Source organism: Vibrio astriarenae (genome assembly GCF_010587385.1).
GTDB lineage: Bacteria > Pseudomonadota > Gammaproteobacteria > Enterobacterales > Vibrionaceae > Vibrio > Vibrio astriarenae.
The window spans coordinates 294505-311318 of the sequence record NZ_CP047476.1; the positions used below are offsets into that span (position 1 = coordinate 294505).

Consider the following 16814-nt stretch of genomic DNA (forward strand, 5'->3'; position numbering starts at 1 on the left):
CCGTTCTACAGAATTCGCCAAGAGTTTACGCAATGCCCACGCCAGGCAGCTACATTTCAAGAAATAGTTCACGTGTGGCATCACCCACTGCACTTTTCCCGTTAACGCGAAGGCCATCACTTCTTGTATTTCTGATTAACGCATAACGCGATTGCTCAGGGCCCACGCTGATATGCAGCGGGCGGTCTTTGCCATAAAAGTAGAGTCGGTCGAACGTGAGATGGCTCGTTATATAGTTCGCAATAACGTGCATCTCGGTTTCAAAACCATGTACGACAAAATCACAAGCCGCACCTTCACGTTCGCAGATGCGATTGCCTCGTGTGTTAAGCTCCATAGCAGCATGTTGATCTATTTTCGGACACATGTCGCCGGGGCTGTGTTTACGGATGTAGTTCAGGAGCGAGTTTGAGGTGAAACCATAGGTGATGGTGATAGGGCCGAAGTGTTGCTCTATGGGAGTGAGTATGTCGCTATCGAGTTGGCTGAGATAGGTTTGAGACTCTGGTGAGGGTTGGTTTTCACCGGAATAGCTCAGGTGGCGCTTTTGATACCAGAAAGTAATCTGATCGTTCATGCTATATGGAGTCTGTCTGCTTTTTGAACATCATCGCATAGCTGCGAAGTTTCGTATATGAAGATTGCAACACTCCATTAGCCTTTGTTAACGCTGGTACTCTTTTCGTCACAGCGACCTTCAATGATATTGCAGTTTATTGCGATAAACGGAAAGTGTTCATAAGGTTAAGGAAACGCTGATTATTTTCACAAGGAACCTAAATGGAATTTCGGTTATTAATGCTCAAGTCAATTGCTGTGACTTTGTGTCTCACATTGTCTGGCTTTACTTTCGCAAAGATAGATGTTGAGTATTTGGCCACTCAAACAAGCCAAGACAAGGTGAACTTAGAAAAGATAAATAAAAACAATATTACGCAGCGCGTCATTGACTTGATGGATGAAACCGTCAATTTAGAGAGTCACCTTACAATACGGTATGGCGGTGAAGATGGACCGCTATTTGACTCTGAGCATCAAGCCCTGCTTATGCCTTACGCTTTCGTTACTGAGATTGAAGAGCAGTTTAACACTATAGAACCAGCATTGTCTGAGGACGAAATGCAGCAAGCAATTGATGGAGTACTTGCTCATACGCTTCTGCACGAAATTGGTCATGGCTTGGTCTACGTTAATGGTTTGCCAGTGCTCGGCAGAGAGGAAGATGCGGTTGACTCGTTCGCGACGGTTTGGTTATTAGAAGGCTTTGAAGAAGGGCAACGGATGGCGTTCGATGCCGCGTTGATGTTTGCTCTAGAGTCTGAGGAAGTTGATGAGTTTATGGAAGAAGATTTCTGGGGTGAACACAGTTTGGATGAGCAGCGATACTATCAGACCCTTTGTTTGATTTTTGGTAGTGACCCAGAAGCGATGCAGCAAAAGACGGATATCTTTGATGAGGCGTTTGTCGAGGAGCGTGGAGAGTCTTGTGTTGATGACTATGAAATTGTAAAAGGCAGCTGGCAGGCGATGACCGAGTAGTTCCTTGGAAGGGCAGAGTGTGATGGCTCTGCCCCTTTGCGAATTACAGCTTATCGACGGTCGCCCACACAGTCGCTAGCGTGTCATGGCCAAACGCCGCACTGCGCTCTGGCGACCAACCATACAGCTCATCGGCTTGGCTGATATGGTCTTTGAATGGCATTTCAATCGTGAACGACAGGCACTTGAACTGTTCACCCACCCAGTTAGAGCCGACAGTCAGGTTCGCTTTACCTGGTTCATCTTTGTCGTAACCGACTTCATCTTGGAACTCAGGCGTGATGGTAAGCAGGGCTTGCTTGAAGTGGTTTTCAAGATCTTTAATGCGCTCATCGTAGGATGGGATACCTTCTCCACCCGCAACAAAGTTATATGGGATCGCTTCATCACCATGGATATCGAGGAACAGATCAACGCCGGTTTCCAGCATGCGTTCACGCACTAGGTAAACCTCTGGGCTGCGATCCATGGATGGTGTTTGCCACTCGCGGTTTAGGTTCACACCGATGCCGTTGGTGCGTAGGTGACCACGAATACTGCCATCTGGGTTCATGTTTGGCACCACGCGAATCACGACTTTGTCTAAAAGTGCACGGCCAACGGTGTCAGTCTCGTCAAGCAGGCGGTGCAGTAGGCCTTCGATGAACCATTCTGCCATGGTTTCACCTGGGTGCTGGCGACCGATAACCCAAATGTTTTTCTTCTCCTCGCTTGGCTCACCAATAGTCAGCAGACTAATGTCGTTGTTGTCTAGCGTATGACCCAGTGTTTCGAGCTTGCAGTATGGGTGAACTTGAGCGCTATGGAGTAGGTCTTGATGACGGTCGTATGAATACGGCGCGAAGTAAGCAAAGTACATCGATTCATGCGCTGGTATGACGCTAAACGTCAATTTGTCCCCATCAAACTCAGCAGGTATACGGAACCACTCCTCTCGGTCATAAGATGCCACCACATCATAGTCTTTCCAGCCCTCAGGGTAGGCCGACTTTGCCAACTCATTAATGGTGAAGTGGTGTGCTTGTTGCGCCTCGCTCTCTAAGCGGAAGTGAAACCACTGGGCGATATCGGTTTGGTTATCCGCTGGAATGGTCAGTTGAATGTTTTGTGGGGAATCCGCTGAGACAACGTTGATGTTGCCGCTTTCGAAGTTACTGAAGATTTTCATTGTTGTTTTCGTCTTGTGTTGAGGTTTTGTAAGAGTAACACATTTCTATTTACATTAAGGGGATGCAGAGGCTGAATGTTCACTCGCTAAGCACTTTGTGTGACTAATCTAAGTTTCATCAAACAGTGGTCAAAAATACACGATTTTGAATCTTCAACTACCCTTTCTACGTAGCAACACAGTGCGTCACTAACTCAATAGAAAGGAAACGATCATGTTGACACCCCCAAACACAAACCATACTTATCCTCGAACCTTTAGCCATATTGGTATTAGTGTTCCTGACTTGGAAGCTGCGGTGAAGTTTTATACCGAGGTTTTAGGTTGGTATCTAATCATGAAACCCACAGAAATTGTGGAAGATGATTCGCCAATCGGTGAGATGTGTACCGATGTTTTTGGCAGTGGATGGAATAGCTTTAAGATTGCGCATCTAGCAACGGGTGACCGCATTGGTGTTGAGATATTCCAGTTCGAGAATGCTCAGAACCCGGAGAACAACTTTGAGTACTGGAAAACTGGGGTGTTCCACTTCTGTGTTCAAGACCCAGATGTAGAAGGGTTGGCGGAGAAGATTGTTGAGGCTGGGGGTAAGAAACGTATGAAAGAGCCGAGATACTACTATCCAGGTGAGAAGCCATATCGCATGATCTACATGGAAGACCCGTTTGGCAATATCCTAGAAATTTACTCTCATAGTTACGAGCTCACATATAGCGCGGGTGCATATTAACGGTTTGGTGGTAGCGCTTGGAAGTGCTACCACCGTTTGCTCGCTATTGTTTTGGCTGAGGCAAAATAAATTTAGCTTGGTCACTACACTGTCTATACGCATCGGCTTCTGAGTTTATCCTCGAAATATCTTGAATCGTCATCGGGATATAGATCGGACTTATTAAGGCGATGTCTCTCTCAATCAATGTGTCAGAAGCAATTTGGCCGTCAACCACTCCCAGAAAATAGGTCTGCATCGAAAAGACGAGATGTTTGCGTTTTCCGCGCCCATAGCCAAAGCTTGCTCCTGATTTGTGGATAGCAAATCCAAAGTCCTGACTGTTAAAGTTCTTCCCTGCGGCAAGAAAGTGATAGTACGCATTTTGCTTGCCCTTAAAGGTGATTCCGTAACGTTCTTCATACCATGGACAATTTTGGTCGAAAAACGGTGTAGTTTCTTTTCTAGTCACGTTGAGTTGGGGTTTCTCTTCTATGCCATTGACTCGATATTTGGCGGGTTTATTGTGGGTATAACGCCACAGCAAGCCGCATGTTTCTCCTGAGAATGAACGGATAGATGAGTAAAAATTGGGATCTTTGAGGATTCGGTCTTTGCTTTCCCACGGGCTCTTGAGCTTCATATCCACATAGTAGTCGTAGAGTTGATTGATGGACTGCTGTGACACCGGGAAGAGTCGGTCAGATTCAATCGCGTTAACGTACCATTGACCTCTCGGTGTTGCCGTTAGATATTCATACTCGTGCGCATGTGAAAAAGCTGAAATGAGACACGTCAAAACGAGAAGAGTAGATTGCTTCACAGTCGCTTCCTTGCCGTTCGTGTAAGATGAATAAAGGATATGCAACTGAGGTTATTTGTTCAATCTGAGATCGACAACATATTGACGAAGCGTCATATTTTTGATTTATGCAATTTGTTTACTAATATTCTTCTATTGTAAATTAAGGATGGGTAAAACAAGTGTTGATAGGTAACAAGAAACAGTTATGGATGACCATTGTGGTTGCTGTCTTGGCGCAGCTACTCATTCTGTTTTTTATCTATTCGCAAATGTCAGGAATAAAAGCGCTGAGTCAGGACTGGGAGGAGTTGAAGAACCAATATGTTCAAGCATCAGCAAGTTTGGTCAAAGTGGAGCGCAGTTTTGGCTACGTGGGTTTTATTCATCATTACAAAAACTATCTGATTCGACGTACTCCCGAATATTATGAGCTTGCACTCAACAGTCAAAAACAGATTTATTCTGCACTGCAAGAGTTAAAGCGAAACCCCTCAACTGACAAAAGTGACCGTGAATCGATTCAGGTTCTAGTCAACACTTTATCCAAATACTCACAACAGCTAAATACCGCTCGAAATGTACCGAGATTGATGTCGACGGAAGAGCTGGATCAAATGATTAAAGTGGATGATGAGCCAGCAGCACGGGCCCTTGAGCTATTGCGTGACAGTATTCTCTCTAAAATCATTTCTGGTCAGGTAGCCTTAAATGATCAAGTGGCTCAAATGAGTATGAACACCGTGCTCATGGGGTTCTCTTTGATACCTTTGTTCTTGTTTTCTACTTACACCACGATCATCACACTGCGCTCACAGGCCAGAAGTCTTAAAGAGCTGAATGCTATCTACAATTCGTCACCGGACGGGATCATCTATATCAACTCTCGCGGAAAGATAAAGAAAGCGAATCAAGCGGCATTAGATATTTTTGGCTACACCAAACGAGAGTTTTACCAGTTGAGTGTTGAGGCACTGGTTGAAGATTCCATGCGTGATAAACACGCGGAAATGAGGCGTGGATTTATTAAGGAAGAGGGCGTCACCCCAGAAAGAAAGCGAGATAGTTTGCCTGTTAAAGGGGTAAAGAAAGATGGCTCAACGATAGAATTGAGTGTTTCGATTGAGTCAAAAATTGTGGGTAAAGAGATGGCGATCGTGTGTTTGATAAAAGATCTCACTCTATTGAATACTCTTCAAGAGCACTCCAACCTTGATCACCTCACTCAAGTGAGTAATCGCCGCCATTTAGATGATGTTCTGACCAAAGAGCTGAGTAGATCTAAGCGAAGCAATCGTGTGGCCTCACTAATGCTGATCGATATGGACAATTTCAAACGTTTGAATGACGAATGTGGTCATATTGCGGGTGATTTCGCTTTACAAAAAGCGGCTAAGTTCTTAGTAAATAGCTCAAGAGAATGTGACTATGTTTGCCGTTGGGGAGGGGACGAGTTTGTTATCTTTTGTCCAGACCAAGACGCTGTCCATGCTTACTCCTTTGCCGAGAGATTAAGAGCGGAATTTGAAGTACAAACTGCCAATGATAAGGTGAGCCTAACGATGAGCATTGGTGTTGCCGATACCGACAGCATCGCCACTATTTGTCCAAAAGAGCTGATAGATGCCGCCGACCAGGCCGTTTATACAGCAAAAAGCTCGGGGAAAAATGCCGTGGTATGTTTTGAACCGTTGTCGTCTAATCGCTCTATGGATGAGACGGAGGCCGAACCTGCCTGAGGTGGAGGCAGATTTCCCCAACCATTATCATTTCCAATGATACCGCCCAAGATGAAGAGCGGTATCGCTATTCGACTACGATTACCATTTAACAATGCCGCGGGTGACTTTTAATCCACCCACCAGTGTTGAGCCGCCGTAATCTTTTGCTAATCGCAACAGCGTGTCGTGGAAGCCTTTGTTCGGGAAAGCGGCTTCAACGTTCGCAATGACCTCTTTGCTGACACCTTTTTTCACCTTCCCCTTGGATGCATCAATCCAGTCTGCTTTGCGGCAGGCTTCTATGACTTTGGTATTAGGGCCAGTATAAGGCGTGATTTTGTGATGCCAGTGAATGGCGCCACGTAATAAGTCGGGGTCTAGTCCCCAACCAAACTCTTCGTTGTCTGCAAGAGCGACCGCTTCAGAGGGTTCGAGATAGGCGAGTTCGTGATCCGTCCACAAACCAATGTCGTGATAAACGAACACGGTTTCTACAATTTGCTCATACTCTTCAGCGTTACCAAGAAAGTGCATAGCGTAGGTGATGGTGCGGTAAACGTGGTTTCGGTAGCCCGCATAGTCTTCACCAATTTGGTCACGATAGCGTGCAAAGAGCATTTCGACGCGTGGTCTTTCTAATTTTATTTCGATGTCTTGCATGGTGTCTCTCCGAATACGGTTACTCAAACCTATATGAACTTGTTTTATGAAGAATAGTGCAAAGCATCATCGTAGATGTGCTTATTTGTGTATCAATGCCGCTCAGTATCAGATCTCAAGTGCTTGCATGGCCGACACGAGTGGCACTCGTGTCGACACAGCATTCAACGCAATATTGTGAATCATTTCATCCACGGTTGTGCAGCAGTCCATTAAGACTGAAACCTCGTATTTCTCTGCCGCTTTGGAGATCGCTGTGTGAGTGACGCAGTTCTGAGTCATCATTCCGCAGACAAGAAGTTCTGTTACTTGATGCTTTTGTAAAACTTCCTCGAGATTCGTTTGTTCAAACGCATCAGCGAATGTTTTGATGACAATATCCGCATCAGGGGCAGCGGCGAGGATCTCAGCGTGAATGTCTGCTCCTGCTGTACCTTTGTTGAAGAAGGGAGCTAGGCCTTTTTCAGGGTCTGCGATATGTTGAATGTGGATCACAGGGATGTCTTGTTGATGTGCTTTCGTTATCGTTGTTTTGATATTACTAAGCGTCTCCTCGGTGTTCCAAAGTGGGTATTTTCCTTCTGGAAAATAGTCATCCTGCAAGTCGATAACGAGTAGGGCTTTCTTTTTCATAGTCGTCTCCAGTCAGAGTCGTTGGTTCTAGTGTAGGAGTAGTATGTTGCAGTTGAACTCAAATGGTTAGAGTCTAAAATGACACAATGCAGTTCAAAAGCGACAAGGTGCTATGCGAACAATTCATGTGGGAATATTTCATTATTCTGGAGCCTCAAAATCAGCCGTTTATGGGCTAGAGGAGGCATTTCTATTTGCCAATCGAGCTTGCTTACAGCTTGAAGAGCGTTGTCAGTTTGTACCAACGGTTTTCCAGAAAATTGATGAGCTGACAGGCAGTTTCGATGTATTGCTATTGCCACCTGCGACCAAGGACATTTATTACCTCGCTCCATTGGAATCAGATTTACAGTGGATGGTTGAACAGCATCGCCAAGGTACTTTGTTGGCATCCGCTTGCGCCGGGGCGTTCGTGCTTGCTGCAACGGGTTTGGTTCAACATCGGTCGATCACCACACACTGGGGGTTAGCACAGGCACTTAAGGCGTCCTATCCAAAGCTTGATATTGATAGCAACAAGATCTTAATTGACCATCAGGACATTATTACAGCGGGTGGCATGATGTCTTGGCTCGATCTAGCACTAGAGTTGATTGCCCGTTTCGCTTCCCCTGTCGCAATGAGGCTGGTAGGAAAGATGTTGGTTGTTGATACTGCCCCTCGAGAACAGCGTTTTTATCAGCAGTTTTTGCCTGATTTGCAGCACGGAGATCAAGCTATCGTTAATGTTCAACAGCACATCAATCTCTGCTTTGCTGCCACACTGGTTGTCGATCAATTAGCCGATGACGCTCATATGACAGTAAGAACGTTACAGAGACGATTTAAAGCAGCGACTGGGTTTAATCCGAATCAGTACATCCAACGCGTTCGAATTCAAAAAGCGTGTGATTTGCTGGAAACAGGCAGCGAGTCTTTTGAGGTGATTGCGAGGCAAGTAGGGTATGAAGATAGCAGCGCCTGTCGCAAGGTGTTTGTGAAGCTGATGGGTTTGACGCCGGTGGAGTTTCGCAGGCGTTTTCGGAGTATGGCTTGAGTGGTCGAAATAAAGAACTCTTTAAGAGCCGATACTGCTTGTATCGGCTCTCAAGTTCAAAGATGAGCAGAAATCAGACTAGCCCTCGGACCTCAATTTCTTGGAAGTTGTTCCAGGCGCGCAGATGGGTGTCGACAGGATCATTATTACCATTACAGGTTAAACGTATGTATTTTGCTTGCTTCCCTGATAGGTCATAACTCACCAAATCAAGTGTATCGCCAGGGGTAAGTATGTCGTGGACCTCATTATAGTTAACTCCGTCTTCACTAAGCGATATCCGAACATAGTACTGTCTTACATTCCCTTTGGCTTGAGAGAAGAGTATTTGCGTTAATGAGGTGGTCTGCTCCAGGGTAATGTCGAAAGTAATACCAGTGCCTTTCGCCGTCCATTTGGTACTAGGGTCACCGTCTACCGCCATTTCTGGCGTGTGGTTTCGTCGTGTCGTTGATGCTGTTACGGCATTGATCGCGAGTGGCTGCTCTCCAGTCTGTTTCAAAAAGCCTAGGTAAGGACTGTCGAACTTGTTTTCACGATCTTGGTCGAGTATTGGGAATATGACCTTAATACCGTCATCGCTGACTCCAAACCAACTGCACAGGGTGGCGGCATATTGTTCAGAGGCGATGCTTGGTATGAATTTATTACCGATGGCATCTGGTCCATCCTTGATAAATTCAGGGTAACGGCCATACGCTTTACCACCGTTAACCGCGCCTCCCACAACAATTTGATTACTGCCCCACCCGTGGTCGGTGCCTCGGTTACTGTTGTTTTCGATGGTGCGACCGAAATCGGACATAGTGAAGGTCACTACATTGTCTGTTAGGCCACTCTTTTCGAGTGAAGTGTAGAAAGCTGAAACGACAGCGTCGATTTGACTGAGTAAGTTCTCATGTTTTCCGCGCTGGTTGCTGTGGTTGTCAAAGCCACCTAACGAGACAAAGTAGACTTGTCTTGCTTGATTGAGATCTTGGCTTGCCTCTATCATGCGTTTCACCATTTTGAACTGGCCTCCCAGATAGCCACTAGGGATATCAGGGTCTTCCGGATAGAGGTCAAGGATGTTGGTTAACGTTGACTGAAAGTCGTAGATTTGGGTGAAGTTATCAAGGTAGGCTCTACCAAACACTGATGCAGTGTTGTTGTCTAGTAATTTGGTCAGGTTGTTGTTGACGGAGTTGATAGACAGCGGCGACATGGCACGAATACCTTCACTCGACAGCTGTAACTCGCTCCCACTAGCGCCGTTGAGCCATTCGTTGCCGCTAAGCGAAAGTGCGGGAGATACGGTTTCATTGCCCGATGCCAGTATGTCCATCATCATGCCTGCCCAACCATAGGGGTGATAGGCTGATGTACTCCAGCTTCGTTGCCAAGCTAACTGTTGCTTATTATGAGCCCCAATATTGGGTGAGCGTTTAACGCTTGAGTAATTCTCTTTGTTCGTCGGCTCTAGTAGCGTACCAACATTGACCACTGTCGTTGCTTGGCCTGCCAACATCATCTCGGCGAGGTTTGGCATCGCGCCGTTTAAGGTTAATGCTTGTCCCGTTTCATCGCTAAACCCTGGCATTGAAGCCACCTCAAAATCATAAAGTTGAATATCAGGTCGAGCGTTTTGGTAGTTGGTAAGATTTGTACCGCTTGCAGGGACTACCATGTTCATAGAGTCGCTTCCCCCATATAGGAACAAACAAACGATGGCTTTGTACTCCCCGTCGCCTTGCTCCATCGCACTGGCTGGAAGGGATAAACTCAGAGGTACTGCTGATGCGCCTGCAGAGTAAGCGGCTGTTTTAAGGAAGTTACGTCGTGAAATTTTCATGATTAGGACTCCTGTACCATAAAATCAGCAGAAACAAAGGCGAGGTAAAGCATTGGAGCGACAGCGTAAGGTTTGTTGTTGGTACTCTTCGCGTTCCACAGTGCTTCTAAGCGAGGAGCAAGATCAACAGGCATTTCTCCATGAAAGAATCGATCACAAATGAGACTAGAGAGCGCATCATAATCGCCCGCGATATTGGTAAAGTCAGAGATCTTTGGGTAAAGCTCTTGCTTGCTGTTAGACCCCGTTTTATATCCGTTATCTTGAACCAGTTTCCAAGCAAGGTTGCTCATTCGTATGGTCTGGTTCCAGTCAATAATTTCAAGCTCCGGAGAGGCCAAATTATTGTTTGCTAACTCTCCTGGTGGCTTGTAGTCAGGAGAGTAAAAGTTAAACACAGACGGGGAGCCAAGCGGGTATTGATTGAAGGTTTCTCGATACAGTAAAGAGTCGTAAGTCACTTTGCCATTTGAGCCTGGCTTACAATCGAGGGCGCGGCAGAAATGAGTCATGGCCAATATCGGCTCGCGGAGTTTGGCTTTGTTGACGCTGTTTTGAACTTCAACCTCTGAGTCTAACAATATTGCCTTGATAACCTCTCCGAGATTACCGTTACTTTGTACGAACACGCTTGCCACCCGCTCAACATACGCAGGAAGAGGGTTTGAGGTGACAAATCGTTGGATTAGCAAGCGGCTGACGAACGGTGCAGTATTTGGGTGATTGACGAGTAGATCCAATACAGCATCAAGATCCTGCTCTGCAGTGAGCCCGGCGGGTAGGGTTTGCCCCAGTACGACTTTTTCATCTTGGTCATGGTAAAGGTCATCCGATTCCATCGGTTCTAACATACTGCCGTTAGTCATGAACCAACCAGTAAATACGCGTGCCATGTTTTCAACATCGGTATCGTCATACGTTGGGATTGGGTTGTTGTCTATATCTAGCTTGAGTGTTCCATCGGGGTTTAACTCTTCTAGGCCAATAGTGAACAATTGCATTAACTCTCTAGCGTAATTCTGATCAGGGTTAACGCCTGTTTCGGCCTTAGGAAGGTTACCTACCATAGTAAGAAAATGACCCATAATGGGTGAGCGAGTGACATGGTATAGAAGGGTTTTGTAGTCACCAAAAGCGTGTGTGGATAGAAGGTCGTAATAGTTGGCTAGCCCATCAGGGTAGGGAGAAAGTTGGGCATCTCGGTCATTGACCACGAGGATTTGACTTAGTGCGTAAGCCATACGTTGACGCAGTTGATCTTCAGACCAAAGTGTCAGGTCAAGCCACGCACACACTCTCATTTCTTGTGTAAGCTGGCTTTGCCCCCGTTCTTGCAGTTGGTAGTTTAGGCGGTCGACGTGAGAGGTAGCAGCTAGGTTTAACTGATTGTTGAGCCAAGCCTCTCGATCATCGATCTCTAAAAGGTGTTCAACTTCGCCAGCACGGATCCCCATCGTAGCAAGGTCGAGAAAGCGAGCTGCCTGCTTGTAAGACAAATTTTCCATAATGACTCCTAGTTTCCTTGTCTGGAAATTGGGTTATTGACTAAACGGCAAATTAGCAATCAATAAAAAATTAGGTGCATAATTGAGAAAGCTTCAATTTAATGTGGATATTGGGTCTGAATAGAGATGTTGGTTCAAAGAATGAACTTGAATCAATCGTCTGTTAACGATTGGTGGGTTGGTTTTCTTATCTGATTTTAGTAGCTTTTGTGGCGATATTGGTCTGTTGCATGGTAGTAGCTGAGTAATTTCACTGCAAAGATATAGTTATATGGTATATATGTCTGTATATACTTGTGCTACGCGCGGGATCACTCAATTCCAATTACAGATGTATGAGTAAACAATGTCGGACAAACTTAAATCAAATTTGATGACAAATACGTGAATCTGAACTCATTGCACAGTTTATGTTGTGCTTATTTGCTGTGAGTGGTGTTCTTCGATAATGTCCGGCAAATTTATCCGAAAATAGGTTTGCTAAGTTGTTTTCTAAGTTAAAGCGTTTTGGCGTCAAGATACCGCTGTGCATCTTAGGTCTTTCTCTGCTCTCAGCGTGTGGTGGTGATAGTAGCGAAGTGCTGCCATCGACCCCTCTGACTCAAGATCAACGCTATGATCTCCTTTATCGTTCAACCTTTGGTCCCAAACCTGGGTCTTATCAAGAATTAGCAAATTTAGGCTACATAACTTGGCTTAACAAACAGTTTTCTATGTCGCCGAGTCTGCACTCTGTCCGTTTGAAAGAGTATCCGTTGGAAGGCGATAGAGAGAGTTACAATCAGGCTGATCGCGCCGCAGTGTGGTGGGACCTTAGTATTAATGCGCCCGATCAACTGCGCCAGCGAGTGGCATTTGCATTGAGTGAGATTTTCGTGATTTCACGTTATGGCTCGAGTTTGAGCGGGCGTGCACTAGAAATGACTGACTACTATGACATGCTCATAACCCATGCGTTTGGTAACTATCGTGATCTGATTGAGTCCGTCACCCTTCATCCTGCGATGGGTGATTACTTGTCAATGATGGCGAACCAAAAAGCTGATCCTGATAAGAATCGCTACCCAGATGAAAACTACGCTCGTGAGGTGATGCAACTATTTAGTATTGGCCTTTATGAGCTAAACCCTGATGGCACTGAGAAGTTTGATAGCCAAGGCCAGCTTATTCCAACTTACTCGCAGGATGACATTGAAAATCTTGCCCGCGTCTTTACCGGTTGGCACATTGCAGATAAGAACCAACCGGGGTGGGGATCTAAAGATGGTAACTGGTTTGTTCCTATGATTGCTTATCCTGATCGTCACGATGATGAAGAAAAAATCGTGATGGGTGAGGTGTTCTCGCAGGGCCAATCGGCTGAAGAGGATATGTCACAAGCGATGAACATGTTACACAACCATCCAAATACCGCCCCGTTTATTAGTAAGCACCTTATTCAAAGGCTGGTTACCTCCAACCCCTCTCCGGCTTATGTTGCCCGAGTGAGCAGTCTATTTGAAGACAACGGAAAAGGAGTTCGAGGTGATCTCAAGGCAGTAATACGTGGAGTGTTAACGGATAGCGAAGCCCTTAACGGTGACGAACGAGCACCCGTTAAGCTCAAAGAGCCACTGATCGTGATGACTAACTTCTTCCGCGCGTTCGACGCTAAATCGGCAGACCCTTCAGGTCGCTTTCATAACTCAATCGGAACCTTTGGATCATATGGACAATCTCCGCTTGGCTCTCCTAGTGTGTTTAACTTTTTTGCTCCCGACTATGCTCCAAGTGGAGAAATTGCAGATGCGAATGACGTCGCACCAGAGTTTGAGATTCTAACTTGGAATAACTTTATCCTAACCAATAATCAACTTTGGTCCGCGACAGGGCGAACAAATTATGAAGGGGAAAATAATCGAAGTCGTATCGTGATTAATACAGCGCCTTTAGAAGCAATAGCCAATGATCATGTGGCATTGATAGATGAGATTGATCGACGCCTGCTGTCGCAAAGAATGAGTGAGCCCCTGAGAGTGATATTACTCGAGGGATTAGAGGAGCTTCGCGATACACAGCAAAGCCTAAAGGTGCGTAATGCGCTTTACCTTGTTGTAACTAGTCAAGAGTTTCATATTGAGGAGATCGCCCAATGATTACACGTCGTCAGCTTTTAGCGGCTATGGCCTCAACCCCTGTGCTCTCAATGATGGGTACCGGCTCTGTCAATGCAATGCCAGATAACGATTATAAAGCGCTTGTGTGTGTCTTTCTGTTTGGTGGAAATGATGGCTTCAACATGTTGGTGCCAAATAACGATGCACACTATGATGAGTACGTCACTGCTCGCCCCGATATTGCGCTACCGCAGGATTCACTATTACCTCTAGCCTTGAGTACAGATTCGACACTGACACTGGGTTTACACCCATCAATGAGTGATGTTCAACCTCTGTTCAATAGTGGCAAAATGGTCGCTATAGCCAACAGTGGTGTATTGATAGAACCATCAACGAAAGCGGGGTTGGAGGATGGTTCTCACGCGATGCCGCCGTTTTTGTTCTCTCACAATTCGCAGCAAGATGAATGGCAGCGTGGGTGGTCTGGGAGTAACACAACATTAGGCTGGGCAGGTCGACTCATGGATGTGCTCAGCAGCGATGACAAGGTTCTGAGTCCCATGTTTAGTCTCAATGGCTATGCACAGCTACTTAACGGTAGCGAACATAGTGCTAACCTGATTAATGGTTCCTCACTTCCACAAATGAATGGTCTAAATAATAGTCTGCGCCGAGAGAGCTTTGAACAGGTGATGCGTCTATCTCCGCAAACGGCGTTTGGGCGAGAGTTTGATCGTGTGAAAGGCGCTGCGATTACAACACGAGATACACTGGCCACCGCCATCGATTCTGTGCCCGAAGAGGAGCATTTTCCGGACAATTCATTGAGTGCACAGTTACATACGGTCGCTCGATTGATTAAGTCGAGCGACCAACTCGGCCATCAAAGGCAAGTCTATTTTGTTGGGCTAGGCGGTTTTGATACGCATGCCAATCAACTTGAAGACCATGCAGTATTGATGAGCACGTTGAGTCAATCTCTTGCAGCGTTCAATCAGTCGATGGAAGAATCTGGGCTGAGTGACAATGTGACTACAATGACGATGTCGGATTTTGGTCGACGTCTAGCAAGTAATGGTACAGGAACTGATCATGGTTGGGGAAGTAACCACCTTATCATGGGCGGTGCGCTAAATGGTGGGCAGTTGTACGGTCAGTGGCCTTCGTTAATTCTTGATGGAGAGAATGATTTCAACAAAGGGCGAATGATCCCAACAACTTCCGTCGAGCAAATTGGTGCGACCGTTGCCAAATGGATGGGCGTGAAAAGTGATAGTGCCATGTCTTACATCTTTCCTAACTTAGATAACTTCTCGGTAAAAGACTTAGGTTTTTTGAAGTAGTTGTTCTTTAGAGTTAGCAGGGCTGGTTTGATGCTGGGCTCTTTACCTCTCACAATTCTTAGACGTGCTGGCGCGATCGCAGTTAGCACGTTTTTTCACGATTGGTATCAGCTCAAACGGTCAACGTGGCAGTCACCACCATCAATAGGTTGGCTAAAATCAAGCTGCTTGGGGGACAAGACAGGTGATCATCGTTCCTTTGATAGTAGGTGACTCGGTAAAATCGATAGAACGAATAGGCGTAAATGACGCTAGCGGCGATAAGTAATTGATACCAATCATTTTGCTTATGCAAAACCACCTCAAGGGCTAGCCATAACTGCATGAGCGTAGCGAACGAGTAGAGGCCTAATGGTAATTTGGGTTTTCCATCGGTCACTGGGGTAATAAGAAACCAGATGAGCGCGATGAGTGATGTCACTGTAGTGATTAACACTAGCTCGACTTCGTGAGTTGCATCTGCGGCGATGATGCACCACATCCCACCAGCACGAAAAAGAGTTGAAACCATAATGAGTGCTAAATAGGTCAGCATTGATACTCTGTCGTGCCATCTTAGTTCACATACATCATGTAAGATCGTCACCGACAATGACAGTTGTAGCGCGAGAGTCAGTGGCTCATTTGTGCCGTTATATGAGACAAAAAGAAGAAGAAGGGCCCAGGTTACAATTCGGAGCCAGGTCTGTGATAGATGGGTCTTTTTCGTTGATTCTTTGTTGGGTGTCAGCTGATGATGAAGTAAGGCGGCAATGACCGTTACAGCGCAAATCAAGTGTAGCATCAGACATCCTTATTCTCGCTACGATTAAACTAATGATTTACGCTACTCCCTTTAAGTCAATGATGCAAATGACTTTTTGTTGAATAATGACAGTGAGTGAGGCTTTTACAATCGCTCATCAATCTGTGTACAGCTTGTTAACCCTCCGGTGTTTTCAGATTATCAATTTATATACAGTGCCGATAAATCCACCATGAAGGAAAAATAGCTGCAACCATGAATAATACCTCAATGGTGATAGATGAGCTAATCGGTTTATCCGCTAAAGAAAGTGGTTAATCCACGTGCACTTGACAATCTACACCGTAAAAAGCATCAAAGATCATCTCAATATCTCTCGGCAACACTCTACTAGTTGAAAGTGTAGGGATCTGATCTCTTGCAAAAAAGTCGATTGCAGAAACTTCTATATTTTCTTTCGGTTCACCTGAAACATACTCACATAAGAAAAACATTTTGTAGATGTGGAATGGGTAAGGTGGATGGTAATCGTGAATGGCACGATCGCGTATCGCAATCAATTTAGGGTTAGCAACAACAAGCCCTGATTCTTCATAGACTTCGCGAACGACCCCTTCACTGGGTGTTTCACATACATCAGCCCAGCCGCCTGGCAGTGTCCAGCCACCGTCTTGACGCTCTTTTACGAGTAGCACCTTACCATTTCTGATCACGCCGGCCCTCAGGTCAACTTTTGGGGTGGGGTAGCCAGTTTCTGGAATGAACAGCGCCTGAATTTGTGATAGAGGCTTATCACTGATATCCGCAAACATTTGGTGTGCGATTGCCTCGACGGCTTTAAATCGTTCAAGGTCATACACATCTTTACTGTATGCCTCGCCAGCTTGCGCAATAGCTTGTAACTGCTTGGCCCAATCCAACCACTTTGACATGTTCACTCCTAGTTTTGCTCACCTGATGTTGAGACTACCATAACTACATGATATTGCTGTTGTTGATTTGTGACTAAGACTGCTGCTG

15 protein-coding genes are annotated in these 16814 nt (G+C 45.7%); 6 read left to right on the forward strand and 9 right to left on the reverse strand.

The window, feature by feature from the left end:
• Positions 1 to 49: 49 nt before the first annotated feature.
• Positions 50 to 577, reverse strand: coding sequence for a hypothetical protein (locus GT360_RS15805; protein ID WP_164649929.1), 528 nt, complete (start codon positions 575 to 577; stop codon positions 50 to 52).
• Positions 578 to 780: 203 nt separating this feature from the next.
• Between GT360_RS15805 and GT360_RS15810 the strand changes: the two genes are divergently transcribed.
• Complete coding sequence (locus tag GT360_RS15810) at positions 781 to 1539, forward strand: DUF4344 domain-containing metallopeptidase (RefSeq protein WP_164649930.1); 759 nt, start codon at positions 781 to 783, stop codon at positions 1537 to 1539.
• Between the two features lie 43 nt (positions 1540 to 1582).
• Here GT360_RS15810 and GT360_RS15815 read toward each other — a convergent pair whose 3' ends face one another.
• Complete coding sequence (locus GT360_RS15815) at positions 1583 to 2707, reverse strand: M14 family metallopeptidase (protein ID WP_164649931.1); 1125 nt, start codon at positions 2705 to 2707, stop codon at positions 1583 to 1585.
• 214 nt (positions 2708 to 2921) lie between these two features.
• On the opposite strand from GT360_RS15815, the gene GT360_RS15820 reads away from it, so the two are divergent.
• Entirely contained in the window at positions 2922 to 3440 is a 519-nt protein-coding gene (locus GT360_RS15820) for a lactoylglutathione lyase family protein (protein ID WP_164649932.1), read from the forward strand.
• A 43-nt stretch (positions 3441 to 3483) separates the two neighbouring features.
• Here the strand turns inward: GT360_RS15820 and GT360_RS15825 are convergent, their stop codons facing one another.
• Positions 3484 to 4242 (reverse strand): hypothetical protein, encoded by a 759-nt coding sequence (locus GT360_RS15825; RefSeq protein ID WP_164649933.1) that lies wholly within the window; start codon positions 4240 to 4242, stop codon positions 3484 to 3486.
• Between the two features lie 161 nt (positions 4243 to 4403).
• On the opposite strand from GT360_RS15825, the gene GT360_RS15830 reads away from it, so the two are divergent.
• Complete coding sequence (locus GT360_RS15830) at positions 4404 to 5960, forward strand: sensor domain-containing diguanylate cyclase (RefSeq protein ID WP_164649934.1); 1557 nt, start codon at positions 4404 to 4406, stop codon at positions 5958 to 5960.
• 81 nt (positions 5961 to 6041) lie between these two features.
• On the opposite strand, the gene GT360_RS15835 is transcribed toward GT360_RS15830, so the two are convergent.
• Both GT360_RS15835 and GT360_RS15840 read right to left on the reverse strand, forming a co-directional pair.
• On the reverse strand, positions 6042 to 6602 hold the full coding sequence (locus GT360_RS15835; RefSeq protein WP_164649935.1) for a phosphohydrolase: 561 nt from the start codon (positions 6600 to 6602) through the stop codon (positions 6042 to 6044).
• 108 nt (positions 6603 to 6710) lie between these two features.
• Positions 6711 to 7235, reverse strand: coding sequence for a cysteine hydrolase family protein (locus GT360_RS15840; protein ID WP_164649936.1), 525 nt, complete (start codon positions 7233 to 7235; stop codon positions 6711 to 6713).
• 112 nt (positions 7236 to 7347) lie between these two features.
• Between GT360_RS15840 and GT360_RS15845 the strand changes: the two genes are divergently transcribed.
• Positions 7348 to 8271, forward strand: a complete 924-nt coding sequence (locus GT360_RS15845; RefSeq protein ID WP_164649937.1) for a GlxA family transcriptional regulator — start codon at positions 7348 to 7350, stop codon at positions 8269 to 8271.
• A gap of 73 nt (positions 8272 to 8344) precedes the next feature.
• Here GT360_RS15845 and GT360_RS15850 read toward each other — a convergent pair whose 3' ends face one another.
• Both GT360_RS15850 and GT360_RS15855 read right to left on the reverse strand, forming a co-directional pair.
• On the reverse strand, positions 8345 to 10102 hold the full coding sequence (locus tag GT360_RS15850; protein ID WP_164649938.1) for a DUF1501 domain-containing protein: 1758 nt from the start codon (positions 10100 to 10102) through the stop codon (positions 8345 to 8347).
• A 2-nt stretch (positions 10103 to 10104) separates the two neighbouring features.
• Entirely contained in the window at positions 10105 to 11607 is a 1503-nt protein-coding gene (locus GT360_RS15855; protein ID WP_164649939.1) for a DUF1800 domain-containing protein, read from the reverse strand.
• Positions 11608 to 12092: 485 nt separating this feature from the next.
• Between GT360_RS15855 and GT360_RS15860 the strand changes: the two genes are divergently transcribed.
• Together GT360_RS15860 and GT360_RS15865 are read left to right on the forward strand one after the other, a co-directional pair.
• A complete protein-coding gene (locus GT360_RS15860) occupies positions 12093 to 13742 on the forward strand; it encodes a DUF1800 domain-containing protein (RefSeq protein WP_164649940.1) in 1650 nt (549 codons plus the stop codon).
• Entirely contained in the window at positions 13739 to 15049 is a 1311-nt protein-coding gene (locus GT360_RS15865; protein WP_164649941.1) for a DUF1501 domain-containing protein, read from the forward strand. Before GT360_RS15860 ends, GT360_RS15865 begins: the two co-directional genes overlap by 4 nt.
• 112 nt (positions 15050 to 15161) lie before the next feature.
• On the opposite strand, the gene GT360_RS15870 is transcribed toward GT360_RS15865, so the two are convergent.
• Both GT360_RS15870 and GT360_RS15875 read right to left on the reverse strand, forming a co-directional pair.
• On the reverse strand, positions 15162 to 15584 hold the full coding sequence (locus GT360_RS15870) for a hypothetical protein (RefSeq protein ID WP_164649942.1): 423 nt from the start codon (positions 15582 to 15584) through the stop codon (positions 15162 to 15164).
• A gap of 524 nt (positions 15585 to 16108) precedes the next feature.
• Positions 16109 to 16726 carry an NUDIX hydrolase gene (locus tag GT360_RS15875; RefSeq protein WP_164649943.1) on the reverse strand — a complete coding sequence of 206 codons (618 nt, stop codon included), beginning with the start codon at positions 16724 to 16726 and terminating at the stop codon, positions 16109 to 16111.
• Positions 16727 to 16814: the final 88 nt, after the last annotated feature.